Source organism: Mesorhizobium loti (genome assembly GCF_013170705.1).
Classification (GTDB): Bacteria; Pseudomonadota; Alphaproteobacteria; order Rhizobiales; family Rhizobiaceae; genus Mesorhizobium; species Mesorhizobium loti_D.
In genome coordinates this window covers 1,715,471-1,731,369 of the sequence record NZ_CP033334.1, presented here as the reverse complement: position 1 = coordinate 1,731,369, position 15,899 = coordinate 1,715,471, and the positions used below count along the sequence as shown (strand labels likewise).

Annotated in this window: 17 protein-coding genes; 6 read left to right on the top strand and 11 right to left on the bottom strand. The window is 64.0% G+C overall.

The genetic code is table 11. The annotated features are described in order from the left end of the window. Nucleotides 1–18: 18 nt before the first annotated feature. The 6 genes from EB815_RS08450 to EB815_RS08425 all read right to left on the bottom strand — a co-directional run bounded on the left by EB815_RS08450 (nucleotide 19) and on the right by EB815_RS08425 (nucleotide 5,764). Complete coding sequence (locus EB815_RS08450; protein ID WP_056576008.1) at nucleotides 19–504, bottom strand: SRPBCC family protein; 486 nt, start codon at nucleotides 502–504, stop codon at nucleotides 19–21. Further along, nucleotides 501–869 carry an ArsR/SmtB family transcription factor gene (locus tag EB815_RS08445; RefSeq protein ID WP_056576575.1) on the bottom strand — a complete coding sequence of 123 codons (369 nt, stop codon included), beginning with the start codon at nucleotides 867–869 and terminating at the stop codon, nucleotides 501–503. Before EB815_RS08445 ends, EB815_RS08450 begins: the two co-directional genes overlap by 4 nt. A gap of 205 nt (nucleotides 870–1,074) precedes the next feature. After that, nucleotides 1,075–2,103 (bottom strand): esterase-like activity of phytase family protein, encoded by a 1,029-nt coding sequence (locus EB815_RS08440; RefSeq protein WP_056576006.1) that lies wholly within the window; start codon nucleotides 2,101–2,103, stop codon nucleotides 1,075–1,077. Further along, complete coding sequence (gene cobT / locus EB815_RS08435) at nucleotides 2,100–3,998, bottom strand: cobaltochelatase subunit CobT (RefSeq protein WP_056576004.1); 1,899 nt, start codon at nucleotides 3,996–3,998, stop codon at nucleotides 2,100–2,102. The genes EB815_RS08440 and cobT overlap by 4 nt, the downstream gene beginning before the upstream one ends. 11 nt (nucleotides 3,999–4,009) lie before the next feature. Then, nucleotides 4,010–4,996: a cobaltochelatase subunit CobS gene (cobS, locus tag EB815_RS08430; RefSeq protein WP_056576002.1), complete on the bottom strand. Its 987-nt coding sequence runs from the start codon at nucleotides 4,994–4,996 to the stop codon at nucleotides 4,010–4,012. Nucleotides 4,997–5,119: 123 nt separating this feature from the next. Beyond that, complete coding sequence (locus EB815_RS08425; RefSeq protein WP_056576000.1) at nucleotides 5,120–5,764, bottom strand: J domain-containing protein; 645 nt, start codon at nucleotides 5,762–5,764, stop codon at nucleotides 5,120–5,122. A 158-nt stretch (nucleotides 5,765–5,922) separates the two neighbouring features. Here EB815_RS08425 and EB815_RS08420 point away from each other — a divergent pair, with 158 nt between their 5' ends. Continuing rightward, a complete protein-coding gene (locus EB815_RS08420; RefSeq protein ID WP_056575999.1) occupies nucleotides 5,923–6,225 on the top strand; it encodes a BolA family protein in 303 nt (100 codons plus the stop codon). A gap of 30 nt (nucleotides 6,226–6,255) precedes the next feature. Here EB815_RS08420 and EB815_RS08415 read toward each other — a convergent pair whose 3' ends face one another. From EB815_RS08415 to EB815_RS08395, 5 genes are all read right to left on the bottom strand, one after another. Beyond that, nucleotides 6,256–7,806, bottom strand: a complete 1,551-nt coding sequence (locus tag EB815_RS08415; RefSeq protein WP_056575998.1) for an acetolactate synthase large subunit — start codon at nucleotides 7,804–7,806, stop codon at nucleotides 6,256–6,258. A gap of 171 nt (nucleotides 7,807–7,977) precedes the next feature. Then, entirely contained in the window at nucleotides 7,978–8,778 is an 801-nt protein-coding gene (locus EB815_RS08410; protein ID WP_056576572.1) for an alpha/beta hydrolase, read from the bottom strand. A gap of 85 nt (nucleotides 8,779–8,863) precedes the next feature. Beyond that, nucleotides 8,864–9,754 carry an HlyC/CorC family transporter gene (locus EB815_RS08405; RefSeq protein WP_056575996.1) on the bottom strand — a complete coding sequence of 297 codons (891 nt, stop codon included), beginning with the start codon at nucleotides 9,752–9,754 and terminating at the stop codon, nucleotides 8,864–8,866. A gap of 1 nt (nucleotide 9,755) precedes the next feature. Further along, nucleotides 9,756–10,886 carry a 3-dehydroquinate synthase gene (aroB, locus tag EB815_RS08400; protein ID WP_244494127.1) on the bottom strand — a complete coding sequence of 377 codons (1,131 nt, stop codon included), beginning with the start codon at nucleotides 10,884–10,886 and terminating at the stop codon, nucleotides 9,756–9,758. Further along, on the bottom strand, nucleotides 10,883–11,494 hold the full coding sequence (locus EB815_RS08395) for a shikimate kinase (protein WP_056576565.1): 612 nt from the start codon (nucleotides 11,492–11,494) through the stop codon (nucleotides 10,883–10,885). Before EB815_RS08395 ends, aroB begins: the two co-directional genes overlap by 4 nt. Before the next feature lie 211 nt (nucleotides 11,495–11,705). On the opposite strand from EB815_RS08395, the gene EB815_RS08390 reads away from it, so the two are divergent. The 5 genes from EB815_RS08390 to EB815_RS08370 all read left to right on the top strand — a co-directional run bounded on the left by EB815_RS08390 (nucleotide 11,706) and on the right by EB815_RS08370 (nucleotide 15,897). Beyond that, nucleotides 11,706–11,858 carry a hypothetical protein gene (locus EB815_RS08390; protein WP_056575994.1) on the top strand — a complete coding sequence of 51 codons (153 nt, stop codon included), beginning with the start codon at nucleotides 11,706–11,708 and terminating at the stop codon, nucleotides 11,856–11,858. Nucleotides 11,859–11,880: 22 nt separating this feature from the next. Continuing rightward, nucleotides 11,881–12,798 carry a site-specific tyrosine recombinase XerD gene (locus tag EB815_RS08385; protein ID WP_056575992.1) on the top strand — a complete coding sequence of 306 codons (918 nt, stop codon included), beginning with the start codon at nucleotides 11,881–11,883 and terminating at the stop codon, nucleotides 12,796–12,798. Between the two features lie 98 nt (nucleotides 12,799–12,896). After that, nucleotides 12,897–13,847, top strand: a complete 951-nt coding sequence (locus EB815_RS08380; protein WP_056575990.1) for an acetyl-CoA carboxylase carboxyltransferase subunit alpha — start codon at nucleotides 12,897–12,899, stop codon at nucleotides 13,845–13,847. 467 nt (nucleotides 13,848–14,314) lie between these two features. Next, complete coding sequence (locus tag EB815_RS08375; protein WP_056575988.1) at nucleotides 14,315–15,646, top strand: L,D-transpeptidase family protein; 1,332 nt, start codon at nucleotides 14,315–14,317, stop codon at nucleotides 15,644–15,646. 8 nt (nucleotides 15,647–15,654) lie between these two features. After that, nucleotides 15,655–15,897, top strand: coding sequence for a sulfurtransferase TusA family protein (locus EB815_RS08370; RefSeq protein WP_056576562.1), 243 nt, complete (start codon nucleotides 15,655–15,657; stop codon nucleotides 15,895–15,897). Nucleotides 15,898–15,899: the final 2 nt, after the last annotated feature.

The following is a 15,899-nucleotide window of genomic DNA, read 5'->3' as shown; positions in this document are numbered from 1 at the left end:
TCGCTGGCGGCGTCGGGTTTATCTTGACCTCTGAAGTTCCGCGGCAAGGGCCTCCAGCAGCCCGCGCGTCCCCTCCTCCCGTCCCTTGGCGGAATCGACGCCATCGAAGAAGGCGCCCTGCTCGGTATAGGTCAGCCTTGTGCCATCGCCTACGGGCGTCAGTTCGACGGTGGTCAGCGACACCGACATAGGTTGCGGCCCGATCGCCATCCGGTAGGAAAACACGATGCGCTGGTCCGGAACGATGTCCTGGAACTGGGCGTCGAGCCTGACCTCCGGGCCGCCGCCATAACTGAAGCGCGACACCTCGCCACCGCCGACACGGAAGTCGAAGCTGAATTCGGCGATGGTAAAACCGTCGCCTTCGACCCGCCAGCGCCGCACCGTCGCCTTGTCGGCAAAAGCATGGAAGACTTTGGCCGGCGATTGCGGGTAGGTCCGCTCGATGGTGAATGTGGAGTGGATGACGGAATGCTCGTCCTTCACGGGGGCGATCTGGTTCATTGCTTCTCGTCCTTTTGCTGTTCCTGGTTTTTCGGAGGCGGTTGGTCCGTCTCGGCCAGAATTTCACCGAGCCGGTCGAGGTGGCGTTCCGCCGGTATGCGGCGTTCGGCAATCCAGTCGGCGAGCGGGGCAAGCCCACCCGGCTCGATGCGGCAGGTGCGCACCCGCCCGATCTTTTCGCTGCGGATCAGCCCGCAGGCCTCCAGCACCTGCAGATGCTGCAGCACGGCGGCAAACGTCATGCCGAACGGCTCCGCCAGCTGACTGACGGTGGCCGGTCCGCGGCTCAACCGTTCCAGGATCTGGCGACGGGTCGGCTCGACAAGAGCGCGAAGGATGCTGTCGATCTCGGAATGGTTAAGCATGGACTTGAGTATTGCGACCGCGGTGGCAATTGTCAAGTCTTGACTTAAGTATCGTGACAAAGCCTGACATCTCCCGCGCCAGGAAGCGGAAGGTCGCGGCGAAGACGCGAAGGAAGAACGAGCGGCAGCGGCCGCAGATCAGTATAGGCGAAAAGCCTGGGCCCGCCTCATCTGAGGGTGAGCGAAAAGCCGTGTATGGCCGGGCTCAATCCTGGTGGAGGACGAATTCCAGGTAGAGGTTGCGCTGCAGGATCGAGTGGTTGTCATCGGAGATCAGCGACACCATCAGCGCGCCGTCATCGCGGGTCCAGACGTCGAGACCTTCCATATTGTCGATCTGGTAGCCCATGTCGGCGTCCAGCAGCACCGGCCCGTCGGCGACGGCGCCCTTCTCGACGCTCTCGCCATGGATGCGCCTTAGCCGCATCTTGAGCCCGCCCGCCATAGTGAAACTGCGTTCCAGCAACAAGAGGTCGCCATCCGGCAGGAAGGCGCCATCGGTGATGTCGAAATCGTCGTTGCGCTTGACGGTGAAGACGCCCTTGCGCGGCCCTTCGATGATGGCGGCATAGATATTGCCAGCCTTGTCCAGGCTCTTTTCCGAGACCACGACCAGACCGCCCTCGTGCTGGCCATTGGCATTGGCATGGGTGACCGTCTCGAAGCCGCGGTTCTGGCGCAACTCCCGCGCCGGCACCAGGAAATCGAGTTGCCGGTATGGCGCCTTCATATTGGTCGGGTCGATCCTGAACTGGGAGACGCGGTGGTTGCGCTCGAAACCGACCGTGGCGATGCCATCCTTGACCGCAAGGCCCTCGGCGTCGACTTCCCATTTCTCGTCGATCGGCTGCCCATCCTGGTCGACCATCTGCTGCATGCGGAAGTTCTGGATGGCCACGGGCCGCCTGTCGGCATCACGGGCCACCGTGCCGAAGAACCAGTAGCCGGTGTCGGCCACGCCGATGAAATCGCTGCCCGCTTTCAGAAAGCGGAAGGCCGACAGCGCGCCGAAATCGCGCGATTTCGAGGTCATTTCCAGCCCGCCGACGAATTCGAGCGGACCGAACTGCCTGTCGGTCCGGCCAATGCGGAATTCGGTGATCGGGCGGGCTGAAATCTCGACGGGCTCAACCAGGGCCGGCCCGGCCGCACCGGCTGGTGCCGAAGCCACACCGGCAAGCAGGGCGATGGCGACGAAAAGCGTCTGCCGAAACCCGCCCCGCGAAAGGATCATCCGGCGCGCCGCATGCCGCCGCGCCGCGTGTCGCGTACGCTTTCTTCGGCAAACAGCGAGGCCAGCTGCTCGGTCATGGCGCCGGCCAGTTCCTCCGCATCGACGATGGTGACGGCGCGGCGGTAATAGCGCGTGACGTCATGGCCGATGCCGATGGCAAGCAATTCCACCGGCGAGCGCGTCTCGATCAGTTCGATGACGGCGCGCAGATGCCGCTCGAGGTAATTGCCCGGATTGACCGACAGGGTCGAATCGTCGACCGGCGCGCCGTCCGAGATCATCATCAGGATCTTGCGCTGTTCGGGCCGGGCGATCAGCCGGTTGTGCGCCCACAGCAGCGCCTCGCCGTCGATGTTTTCCTTGAGCAGGCCTTCGCGCATCATCAGGCCGAGATTACGCCGTGCCCGCCGCCACGGATGGTCGGCGGATTTGTAGATGATGTGGCGCAGATCGTTTAGGCGGCCGGGGTTCGGCGGCTTGCCGTCCTTCAGCCATTTCTCGCGCGCCTGCCCACCCTTCCACGCCCGGGTGGTGAAGCCGAGGATCTCGACCGAGACACCGCAGCGTTCCAGCGTGCGCGCCAATATGTCGGCGCAGGTGGCGGCAACCGTGATCGGCCGGCCGCGCATCGAGCCCGAATTGTCGAGCACCAGCGTCACCACCGTGTCGCGGAATTTGGTGTCGCGTTCCTGCTTGAAGGACAGCGGCTGCATCGGGTCGATGACGACGCGCACCAGCCGCGCCGGGTCGAGGTAACCCTCTTCCAGGTCGAAATCCCAGGAGCGGTTCTGCTGCGCCATCAGCCGGCGCTGCAGACGGTTGGCCAACCGCCCGACGACGCCCGACAGATTGGCCAGCTGCTTGTCGAGAAAGGCGCGCAGCCGGTCGAGCTCTTCCTCTTCGCAAAGCTCCTCGGCGCCGACCGTCTCGTCGAAAGCGGTGGTGTAGACCTTGTAGTCGATTTCCTTCGGCAGATTGGTGAAGGGATTGTCGTTGCGGCGCGCCTCGCCGGGCGTCTCCGCATCGGCATCGTCATCGTCGGACAAATCGTCGGCGGTGGCGTCGGAGGCTTCGGTTTCCGACGACTGCTCGTCATCGGCCGAAGCCTCGGCATCCTCGGACTGCGACTGCTCGGAGCCGGAATCCTCTTCGCCGCCCTCCTCGCTCTGCTCCTCGCCTTGCGGCTGGTTGTCGTCATTGTCCTCGGAGTCTTCCGTCTCCTGGTCGTCGCCGAGTTCCTCGGCCATTTCCATGGAGGCGAGCATTTCGCGCACGACGCGGGCGAAGGCCTGCTGGTCGTCGAGCTTGGCCGACAGCCCGTCGAGGTCGGCCTTGGCCTTCTCCTCGACCCAGGGCCGCCAGAGTTCGACCAGCCGCTCGCCGCTCTTCGGGACCGGCCGGCCGGTCAGCTTCTCGCGCACCATCAGCGCCAGCGCTTCCTCGATCGGCGCATCGGCCTTGTCCTTGACGTCGACGAGGTTGGCCTTGGCGTATTTATCCTCCAGCATCGAGCCGATATTGTCGGCGACGCCCTGCATGGCGCGGCTGCCGATCGCCTCGACGCGGGCCTGCTCGACCGCGTCATAGATGGCGCGCGCCGCCTTGCCTTCCGGCGCCAGCTTGGTGTGGATGCGCGCATCGTGGCAGGCGCGCTTCAGCGCCATGGAATCGCCGAGCCCGCGGGTGATCGCGATATCGGTCTTCGAGGCCTTTTTGGGCAGTTCCGGCAAACGCGCGCGGCTGCCGGCAAGCGCCGGCCGATCCTTAGCGAAGCCGACTTCCATGTCCTTGTCGCCGGCAATGGCGCGCATGCAGACGGTGACGGCGCGCTTGAAGCTGTCGGCTTCAGACCCCGTCTTGGACTTGTTGCGCGTGTTGTCGCCCGGACCCGCCATCGAGGCTCTGCTTAGCCCAGCACCACGTTGGCGGCACTCTCGGGCAGATCCTCGCCGAAGGCGCGCTGATAGAACTCAGCCACCACCGAGCGCTCGAGCTCGTCGCACTTGTTGAGGAAGGTCAGCCGGAACGCCATGCCTATATTGCCGAAGATCTCGGCGTTCTCGGCCCAGGTGATGACCGTACGCGGGCTCATCACGGTCGACAGATCGCCATTGATGAAGGCCGAGCGCGTCATGTCGGCGACGCGCACCATCTTGTTGACGATGTCCTTGCCCTTGCCGTCGCGATAGTGCTTGGCCTTTGCCAGCACGATGTTCACTTCATTGTCGTGCGGCAGGTAGTTCAGCGTGGTGACGATCGACCAGCGGTCCATCTGCGCCTGGTTGATCTGCTGCGTGCCGTGATAGAGGCCGGTGGTGTCGCCGAGGCCGACCGTGTTGGCGGTCGAGAACAGGCGGAACGCCGGATGCGGGCGGATGACCCGGCTCTGGTCGAGCAGCGTCAGCCGGCCCGAGGATTCCAGCACGCGCTGGATGACGAACATCACATCCGGGCGGCCGGCGTCATATTCGTCGAAGCAGAGCGCGACATTGTGCTGGTAGGCCCAGGGCAGGATGCCGTCGCGGAATTCGGTGACCTGCAGCCCGTCCTTGACGACGATCGCGTCCTTGCCGACGAGATCGATACGGCTGACATGGCTGTCGAGGTTGACGCGCACGCAGGGCCAGTTGAGGCGGGCCGCGACCTGTTCGATATGGGTCGACTTGCCGGTGCCGTGATAGCCCGACACCATGACGCGGCGGTTGTAGGCAAAGCCGGCGAGGATCGCCAGCGTCGTTGCCTTGTCGAACAGATAGTCGGGATCGACGTCAGGCACATGTTCTGATGTCACCGAATAGGCCGGCACCACCATCTTGGAGTCGAAGCCGAATTTCTCCTTAACCGACACCGTCGTGTCGGGCAGGTTGGCGATGTCGCGATCGACCTTGTTCATATCTCTCAACGTCTCCACGGGCGAAACGTCCCGTTTCGCCGGCAATCGATTTTGTTCGGGGGCGGTCTTAAAGCCTTTTCCAACCTTATGAAAGTTGGAAAACGACACAAACCATAGGGTCGCTCAGCACAGGCCCGCCTGTTTGAGCACGCGATAGGCTTGCAGCACATCGCGGAACCGGTCTTCCGAACCTCTGTCGCCACCATTCGCATCCGGATGGTGACGCTTCACCAGTTCCTTATAGCGCGCCTTGATATCCTTGCCAGTCGCCTTTGTATCAAGGCCAAGCGTTTCCAGCGCCTTGGCCTCAAGCGGCTTGGCCTTGCGCTCGCGCGCCTCGCGCGGATCCTTCGGTCCCTTGAACAGGTCGAACGGGTCGCGCATGCGGTTGTAGTAGCCGGCGCGGCCGGAGCGCATCTGCGCCATATCGGGCGACGCCATCCCGGGAGAGGTACGCGTCGAGGCGCCGTTGACGCCCATCTTCCAGGTCGGCCGGTGGCCGGTCATCGCTTCCTTCTGGAAGCGCGCCACCTCGGTATCCGGCACGCCGGAGAAATAGTTGAAGCCCTTGTTGTACTCGCGCACATGGTCGAAGCAGAAGCGGAAATACTCGCCCTCCTTCATGCGTCCGACCGGCGCGCGATGGGTGCCCGGCTCCTTGCAGCCGTCCCACTGGCAGATCGGCGAGTGCGACTTCAGCTCCGCGTCCTTGTCGGGGCGGACGCGAATCTTCTCGAAATATTTGGGATACGGCTTCATCTCACCCATTTATGGGGCGTTCGCAGATGCGAAACAAGAATTGACATTTTCGCGATCATCGCCCTAACCGCTGAATCGCGGCTTAATGCAGGCGAATGGCGGATTTAGTTGCGAAACAGCGGCCCCAGGGCTGGTACGCCAGCCATATGTGGTGAAGGGAGACGGCAATGTCCATACAGGCAACCATGGAAGACAAGCTCAACAAGGCATTTTCGCCGGACCGGCTGGTCATCATCAACGAAAGTCATCTCCACGCCGGCCACCACCACCACGGCTCCGACCATCATGGCACCTATGACGGCACCGGCGAGACGCATTTTCGCGTCCGCGTCGTCTCAACCGCCTTTACCGGCATGAGCCGCATCGACCGCCACCGCGCCGTCAACGAACTGCTGGCCGATGAACTGAAGGCCGGCGTGCACGCGCTGGCGATCGAACCGGCGGCGCCCGGTGAGAAGACGCGCTGGTAGGTCGGACCCGCCCGCCCATCGGTTGGACAATCAGATCACGGCTTCGATCAGGAACGGGCCGCGCCGCGACAGGGCACTGTCCAGAAGCGCGTCGAACCGCTCGCATGTGTCGGCGCGCGCCGCCTCCACCCCCATGCCCTTGGCTAGCGACACCCAGTCCAGCGCGGGATGGTCGAGGTCGAGCATGCGCCTGGCGTTCTCGCCGATCGCGTTGACGCCGACATTCTTCATCTCGCCATGCAGGATCGCGTAGGTGCGGTTGGAAAAGACGATCGTCACCACGTCGAGATTTTCCCGCGCCTGCGTCCACAGCCCCTGCACCGTGTACATGCCGCTGCCATCGGCCTCCAGGTTGATCACCTTGCGGTCGGGACAGGCGATGGCCGCTCCGGTCGCCATCGGAATGCCGCCGCCGATCGATCCGCCGGTGCCCATCATGTAGTCGTGCGGCGCGGCAAAGGCCGATAGCGCGAAGAAACGCCTGGCCGAAGTGACCGCCTCGTCGCAGACGATCGCATTGGCCGGAAGCTTGCGCGCTACCGACAGCGCGATGGCGTCTTCCGTGAGTTGGCCGCGCGGCGCTGCCTCGTCGGGAAAGGCGGTCGCGAACACCGTCTGCTGCGACGGCTTGACACTGAGTTCATCACGAAGCGCTCCGAGCGCCGCCTGCAGATCATCGCCATGGGCGGCCAGTGTCAGCACCTGGCAGTCGTCGCGAACTAGCCGCCCCGGTTTTCCCGGATAGGCGAAGAAGGCGACCGGCTCGCTGCCGCCGACCAGCACCAGGACATCGATATCCATCAGCAACGTCGTCGCCGCATCGATCGGATAGGGAATGCGGGTCGGTGCCACGCGCCCTCGACCGCGCTGCATGCGCGCGATCAGCACCTCACTGAACAGGCGGACATCGCAGGCTGTCGAGATCTGGCCGGCGATCTCGAGCGCATCGGCCCGCGCCGCACGCCCGCGGACGATCATGCCGACCCGCCCCGGCGCGGCACGGATCGCGGCGGCAGCCTCGCGCACGGCATCCATGTCGACCGCCGGCGGAGAAAGCACGACCTTGCCCGGCGAGGCAGGGTTGGCGTCGCCCCAGGCAGCATCAGCCGGCAGGATCAGCGTGGTGACCCCTGGCGGCGTCAGCGAGGCGCGGAAGGCGGCTTCCGTGGCCGGCTGGACATCCGCTGGTCCTTCGATCCGGCGCACCCAGTTGGACATCGGCGCCGCAAGGCCTTCAATGTCACTGGTGAGCGGCGCGTCGAGGGGCAGGTGGTAGGAAGCATGGTCGCCGACGATGTTAATCATTGGCGTCCTGGCACGGCGCGCATTGTGCATGTTGGCCAGCCCATTGGCCAGGCCCGGACCAGTATGCAGCAGAGTCGCGGCCGGACGGTCGGTCATGCGCGCATAGCCGTCGGCCGCCCCCGTCACGACGCCCTCGAACAGGCCAAGCACGCAACGCATCTGCGGCTTGCGGTCGAGCGCGGCAACGAAATGCATCTCGGAGGTGCCCGGATTGGCGAAGCAGACCGTCACATCATTGGCCAGCAGCACGTCGCACAGCACATCGGCACCATTCATGCAATTTTCTCCCATTCGCGGTCAGGAGCAATCCCGGGAAAGGCGCGTAGCGCTGCGGATTGCGTCAAACAGATGGAGCAATTGCACCCGTGGATGTCCGCGCGGCAATATCCCGCCGCCGCTTTTGGCATGATCCAGTTGCCGGAGTGGACGAGCGGAAGTCGCCGGCGATCAGCCGGCCGCGGATTTCAGGAATGCCAGGGCGGCGGCGGTCAGCGCGTCACCATCCTCGCCGAAATCGCGGTTGATCGACATATGCGTATAGGCACTGCCGTCGAACAGCGTCACCTCGGTACCCGTGGCGCGCAGGCGCTCGGCAAAGGCCTTGGACTCCTCGCCACGGCCCTCGGCGCGCGAATAGGCGATGAAGGTCGGCGGATGCTTGCGGCCGTCGACATAGCTGGCCGGCGAGAGTGCCGCCCATTGCGAGCGATCGGAAAAGACCCGCGCATAGGCCCGCACCATGCCGCCATTTTTCTCGAGCGCCGCCAGGTCATAGGCCCTGGTGTCGTCAAGGAGCAGGCCGGCGACGCCGGGCAGCCCGCCGCGCATGCCGGTCAAGGCAATCAGATGGCAACCCGCCGAATGGCCCATGCCGACAATGCGCTTGGGATCGCCGCCATGCCCGGCGATGTTGGCCCTGACATAGGCATAGGCCTTTTCCACATCGGCGGCCTGGGTGGCGACATCGGCCTCGGGCAGCATGCGGTAGTCGATCGAAACGAAGCAGAAACCGTTGGCGAGCAGGAATGCCGGCTTGGCGCCCACCTGGCTGCGTTTGCCGAATTCCCAGGCGCCGCCGTGGACGAAAAAGACGACTGGCAGTCCGTTCGCGCCGTCGGGCGCGTAGATGTCGAGCTTGGCCGGCCCGTAATCGAAGGTTTTGGGAGAGAGCGAGGATTGGCGCGCGAATGCCGTGGCCGGCAGAAAAGCCGCCATCGAGGCCAAAAACAGGGTTCGCCGATCGATCATCATCTTCTCCTGACCGCCCGGCGCAAAATGCACCGGGACGACGCGAAGTTCCAATGAAGGATCGGTAACGTGGCCTGCCGCGGTGCTATGCGACCGGCCTGATCCTGATCCTGGCGATCCGGTTCTTGTCGCGCTTCATGACGATGAAGCGCTTGCCGTGAAAGGTGAAGGCCTGCTTCTCCTCTGGTATCGACTGTGTCTCATGGATGACGAGGCCGGCGATGGTGGTCGCCTCCTCGTCTGGCAGGTTCCAGTCGAGCGCCCGGTTCAGGTCGCGGATCGGCACCGTGCCGTCGACGACAACGGAGCCGTCCGCCTCCTGCTTGACGCCCTGTATGTCGACATCGTGCTCGTCGGCGATTTCGCCAACGATCTCCTCGATGATGTCCTCCAGGGTCACCAGTCCCTCGACCTCGCCATATTCGTCGACGACGATGGCGAAATGCGCCTTGCGGCGCAGAAAGGCGTTGAGCTGCTCCTGCAGCGTCGTGGTGTCGGGCACGAACCAGGGTTTCGAGGCGATCTTCATCACGTCGATCCTGGAAAAATCATTGCCGACTTCGTTCAGCGCGCGCAACAGATCCTTGGCGTGCAGCACGCCGACGATATTGTCGAGCGAGCCCTTCCACAACGGCATGCGCGTGTGTGGGCTCTGCAGGATCTCGCGCACCACGGCTTCCGGCGCATTGTCGGCATTCACCGATCGCATGTTGGTGCGGTGCACCATGATATCGGAGACTTCGAGCTCTTCGAGATCGAACAGGCCGCCGACGCGGTCGCGGTCCTCGCGCACCACCTGGCCGTCGCGGCGGAAATCGTCCACCGCGCCACGCAATTCGTCCTGGCTCGACCGCTGCGGCTCGATTCGCGACAGCTCATAGCCGAACATTGCGAGAAGACGCGTGCGCACGGCAACCACCAGCAGGACGATGATGGCAAGGACGGCGACGACGATCCAGCCCGTCTCGTTGTCCATCTCAGCCGGCTTTCCGGCTGGTGGGATGGTTTTCCCTCAGGAAGGACAGCACTTCCGAAGCGGGCACGTCCTTGGCGATAAAGGCCTGGCCGACGCCGCGCGTCAGGATGAAGGTCAGCGCACCGCGCGATACCTTCTTGTCCTGGCCGATGAAGGAAAGCAGCGCCTCGGCATCGGGCAAGTCACCTGGAATATCGGACATCCGCCACGGCAGGCCGACGGCGCGCAGATGCGTCTCGACGCGCGCCGCGTCGTCGGGACTGGCCAGATTGAGCCGCGAGGAGAACCGATGCGCCAGCGCCATGCCGATGGCGACCCCTTCGCCATGGACGAGGCGGGCTCCGTCATACTGCGTGGCGGCTTCGAGCGCGTGACCGAACGTGTGCCCGAGATTGAGCAGCGCGCGGTCGCCGGTCTCGAACTCGTCGCGCGCGACGACATCGGCCTTGGCCCGGCAGGCCTCGGCAATCGCCTGTGCCCTCTGCGGCCCGCCGGCGAAAACTTGTCTCCAGTTCGCTTCCAGCCAGGCGAAAAATTCCGGCCGGTCGATCAGCCCGTATTTGGCGAGTTCGGCATAGCCGGCGCGGAATTCGCGGATCGACAGCGTGTCGAGCACTTCAGTGTCGGCCAGCACCAGCTTGGGCTGCAGGAAGACGCCGACAAGGTTCTTGCCACGCGGGCTGTTGATGCCGGTCTTGCCGCCGACCGAGGAATCGACCTGCGCCAGCAGCGAGGTCGGGATCTGCACGAAATTCATGCCGCGCCGCACGATGCCGGCGGCAAAACCGGTGAGATCGCCGATCACGCCGCCGCCAAGCGCGATGACGACGTCGCCGCGCTCCAGCCTGGCTGCCAGAACGCCATCGACCACCTCTTCGAGATGGGCGAAGCTCTTGGTTTTCTCGCCGGGTGGCATTGTGATGACGGTGGGCTGGATGCCGCCCTTCTCAAGCCCTGCCTTCAGCGTATCGAGATGCGCGGCGGCGACATTCTCGTCGGTGACGACTGCGGCGCGCGTGCCCGGCAGCCGGCGAGAAATCTCCTCACCGGCGCGCGACAGAAGACCGGAACCGATCAATATGTCGTAGGCCCGGTCGCCAAGTCCGACTTCGACGGTGACGGGCACGCTCACGATTCGACCTCGCCCGTCGCTGCGATTTCCTCGATGCCGAAATGCCGGCACAGCGCGGCCAGCACCTCGGCGGCGATGATCTCCTTGCGGTCGTCGCGGGTCGGCACGGTGACATCAGCGGTCGCATAAACCGGATAGCGCTCCCCCATCAGCCGCTCCAGCACGGCGCGGGGATCGGCGCTCTTCAGCAGGGGCCGGTTCTGCTTCTTGGAGACCCGTTCCATCAGAAGGTCGAGTTCGGCCTTCAGCCACACCGACACGCCATGGGCCGCGATGGCCTCGCGCGTCTGCGCGTTCATGAAGGCGCCACCGCCGGTCGATAGAACCTGCGGGCCATTTTCCAGCACGCGCAGGATGACACGCTGCTCCAACGCCCGGAACTCGGTCTCGCCATAGCGCTCGAACAGCTCCGGCACCGTCATGCGCGAAACGCTTTCAATCTCCTGGTCGCTATCGATGAAGGGCAGCGAAAGCATGGTCGACACCTTGCGGCCGATCGCCGTCTTGCCGGCGCCCATCAGGCCGACAAAGACAATGGACCTGCCGCCCAGCCGGCCAAGCAGCGCGGCGTGGGTCTCGCCTGGAGGATTTGCCTGGTGCGCGTTCATCGGCTGTTTCTTGGGCCCTCTTTGCCGGCGTATCGACATGAAAAGCCGGTTTGCGTCAAGCGTGCCGAGTGCCCGGAGCCCGATATGGGCGGATGGGCGCCTGCATCAGAAGTTGCTAACAGGCCTCCGCTTCTTCCTTGAATTGGCCGGATTGGCGTCCCATAAGGGCACAGGGTTTGGAAACGCAGAACAAGAAGACGAGCGAAAATTGATGCCGACACTGTTTCGCTTTGTCGTGACCCTCGCGATTCTGGCCGGCATTGCCTATGGTACGATGTTCGCATTGGTGATGTTCGTCGAGCCGAAAAAGGCGGAGATGAGCGTGCGCATCCCCCCGGACAAGCTGAATCCCAAGAAGAATTGACCCGAAGAAACTGATCCCTAGGATGAACAGCGCCGCCCGCATCGAGGCCTTCCTGGAAATGATGAGCGCCGAGCGGGGCGCTGCCGAAAACACGCTTTCCTCCTACCGGCGCGACCTCGAAGACGCTTCGGGCGAGATCGATGGCGGGCTTGCCGGTGCGACAGTCGCCGATATCCGCGCCTATCTCGACGACATCGCCGCGCGCGGCTTCGCGCCGACCTCGCAAGCGCGCAAACTGTCGGCGATCCGCCAGTTCTTCAAATTCCTTTATGCCGAGGGTCTGCGCGGCGACGACCCGACCGGCACGCTGGACAGCCCGAAAAAGGGTCGGCCGCTGCCCAAGACGATGAGCGAGGCCGAGACCGGCCGGCTGATCGACCGCGCCGCGACCGAAGCCGGCGATGCCGCGCTGGGCTATAGCGACAGGCTGGCGGCGCTTCGCCTGCATGCGCTGGTCGAAGTGCTTTACGCGACGGGCCTGCGCGTGTCCGAGCTGGTCGGCCTGCCCGTGACGGTGGCGCAGCGCGACGACCGTTTCTTCATCGTGCGCGGCAAGGGCGACAAGGAGCGCATGGTGCCGCTGTCGGCCAAGGCTCGCGCGGCGATGCGGACCTGGCTGGCCGCCCGGGCCGGGGTGCCGGCCTTCGCCGACAGTCCGTTCCTGTTTCCGGCCGCATCGGACAGCGGCTACCTCTCGCGCCAGGTCTTTGCCCGCGACCTCAAAGGACTGGCGGCGCGGGCCGGCATCGCTTCGGGCAAGATATCGCCGCATGTGCTGCGCCATGCTTTCGCCAGCCATCTCCTGCAGAATGGCGCCGATCTCAGGGCGGTGCAGCAGCTGCTCGGTCATGCCGACATATCGACGACACAGATTTACACCCATGTGCTGGAGGAGCGGCTGGTGCGGCTGGTCAACGATCATCATCCGCTTGCCGACTAGGCCTCATATCGCTATGTGAGGACGACATTTCACCGCCCGGGACCCTGGTTTCAAGGGTTCCGCGGTCCTTGCCTTCCGACGTATCGGTCCGCTCAAGCATGTACAATTACCTCGATTTCGAAAAGCCGGTGCAGGATCTTGAACTCAAGATCCTTGAGCTCAAGAAGCTTGCCGAGAACGGCGAGGCGGTCGATGTCGCCGATGAGATCACCAGGCTCGAGAAGCGATCGCGCGACGCGCTGCGCGATCTCTACAAGGCGCTCACGCCATGGCAGAAGGTGCAGGTGGCGCGCCATTCCGACAGGCCGCACTGCGTCGACTACATCAAGGGCCTGTTCAGCGACTTCACACCGCTCGCCGGCGACCGCAATTTCGGCGAGGACCAGGCGATTGTCGGCGGCTTTGCCCGCTTCCGCGGCGAGCCTGTCGCGATCATCGGCCAGGAAAAGGGCTCCGACACGACAAGCCGCCTGAAGCACAATTTCGGCTCGGTACGTCCCGAGGGCTACCGCAAGGCCGTGCGGCTGATGGAGCTCGCCGACCGCTTCAAGATTCCGCTCCTGACGCTGGTCGACACGGCAGGGGCCTATCCCGGCGTCGGTGCCGAGGAGCGTGGCCAGGCCGAAGCCATTGCCCGCTCGACCTCGGCCTGCCTTGCGCTGAAAGTACCGTCGATCTCGGTGGTCATCGGCGAAGGCGGTTCGGGCGGCGCCATCGCCATCGCCACCGCCAACCGTGTCTACATGCTCGAGCACGCCATCTATTCGGTGATTTCGCCGGAGGGGGCCGCCTCGATCCTGTGGCGCGACACCACGCGCTCCAAGGACGCGGCGACCAACATGAAGATCACCGCGCAGGATCTTCTGGAACTGAAGATCATCGACGCCATCATCCCCGAGCCGATGGGTGGCGCCCAGCGCGCCCCCGAAACAGTGATTGCCGCCACCGGCGACCTCATCGCCAAGACGATGAAGGAATTCGCCGGCGCCAACACCGACTTCCGCGAACAGCGCCGCGAGAAATACCTGGCCATGGGCCGCAGCCTCTAGGGACTGGGTCACGATGGACACCCTGCTTTAACGGCTGCTAATTAAGCTTGTCGTCTTACGGGGGATCCGGGATGAAAAAATACGGGAAACCGACGCTTGTCAAAGCGGCCCGCCTGCAAGCCCTAACGGCTCAACAGGCCAGTTCCCGGCCGCCAGTGGACAATGGCAATAACGAAGGCGGCAATAACGAAGGTGGCACCATTACCTAGTTCTCGCCAAATCCGGATCCGTCAAAACGTGTGATCGCCTTGGGATTGCCCCGGCCACCACACGGCAAAGTGGCGGTAAGGCACGATTCCGCCACAAAAATGCCGTCGCATTCGGCTCAATGAAATTGCTGCGAGGCGTTGGCCGAGGCTTGCGGTAAGGAATTTTCAAGGTTAACGGGCTTACGGTCCGTGGGTGTTCAGCATGAGGGCCCGGCATTTTGAAGCCATTGGCCCGAGGGAAAAGACATAGCCGTATCCATGTTTGCCAAGCTCGCCCTCACCGGAGTCCTCATCACCTCGATAGCCGTCGCCGGCTGCAATGATTCGTCGATGAAGGACTTTGCCCCGGAAGCCAACAAGCCGCTGCCGGACAAGATCCTGGCCGACATGAGGGCCAAAGGGATGGTGCGCACCTCTTCGGTGATGGCGCGCATCTTCAAGGAAGAGGGCAAGCTGGAGATTTGGAAGGCCAAGACCGACGGCCGCTACGGTCTCGTCGCCTCCTATGACATCTGCAAATGGTCGGGCAAGCTCGGGCCCAAATACACCGAGGGCGACCGCCAGGCGCCGGAGGGCTTCTACACGGTGCGTCCGTCGCAGATGAATCCCAGGTCGAACTATCACCTGTCCTTCAACATCGGCTTTCCCAACGCCTATGACCGTGCCAACGGTCGCACGGGTCAGAACCTGATGGTGCACGGCGCCTGCTCGTCGTCGGGCTGCTACTCGATGACCGACGCGCAGATCGAGCAGATCTATGCCTTCGGCCGCGACGCCTTCCAGGGCGGCCAGACCGAATTCCAGATCCAGGCCTTCCCGTTCCGCATGACCGCCGCCAATATGGCGCGTTATCGCAACGACCCGAACTATGAATTCTGGAAGATGCTGAAAGTCGGCTACGACAATTTCGAGATCACCAAGGTGCCCCCGAAGGTCGACGTCTGCGAAAAGCGCTATGTCTTCAACCAGGTCGCCGCCGACGGCCAGACATTCGATCCGACCGGACCGTGCCCGGCGACCACCCAGCCGGATTCGCTGAAGAGCGCCTACAACGCCTACCAGAGCACCTACGACGCTGCCTTCAACGGCGCGCTCAAGGCAAGCGTGCCGCCGCCCAAGCCGACCATTGCCGGCATCAAGGAAGCCAGCATCGTCTCCGACTGGTCGAAGCGACGGGCGCGCGGCGAGCGCGTACCGATCGATCCGCCGTCGCTCAATTCCGACGGCTCGGTAACCGAGACGGCGCGCATGGGTCGTATCGATTCGCCGGCCGGCCGCAAGATGGCGGCATTGGATGCCGAGAAAGCAGCCAAGCAGAAGGCCGAGGAGCAGCGGCTGGCCGCCATAGAGGCAGCCAAGCAAGCCAAGGAAGCCGCCAAGGCGCAAGCGTTGGCCGAAAAGGAAGCGGCCAAGGCGCAAGCCGTTGCTGCAAAGGAAGCTGCCAAGGCCGCCAAGGAGGCTCCCGTCGCCACCGCCACCATCGCGGCCCCCACGGATGCCGCGCCGGTCGCCGAAACGCAGGCCGCAAGCGCTGATGAAAGCCGGGTGACAAAGCTGAAGAACAAGCTGCTCGGCATGTTCGGCGGCTGAGCTTGATCTTGGCAGCGGATACCGCCATCTATGACCTCAAGGGCCTGAGCTGCCCGCTTCCCGTGCTCAAGGCGAAAAAGCGCCTGGCCGGGATGGAGCCAGGCAGTCGACTCTGGCTCGAGACCACCGATCCGCTGGCCGTCATCGACATACCGGCATTCTGTGCCGACAGCGGCCATCATCTGGTGGAAACGTCGGCCGTTTCCGGCGGTCATCGCTTCCTGGTCGAGCGCGGCGAACAGCGATCGTAGAA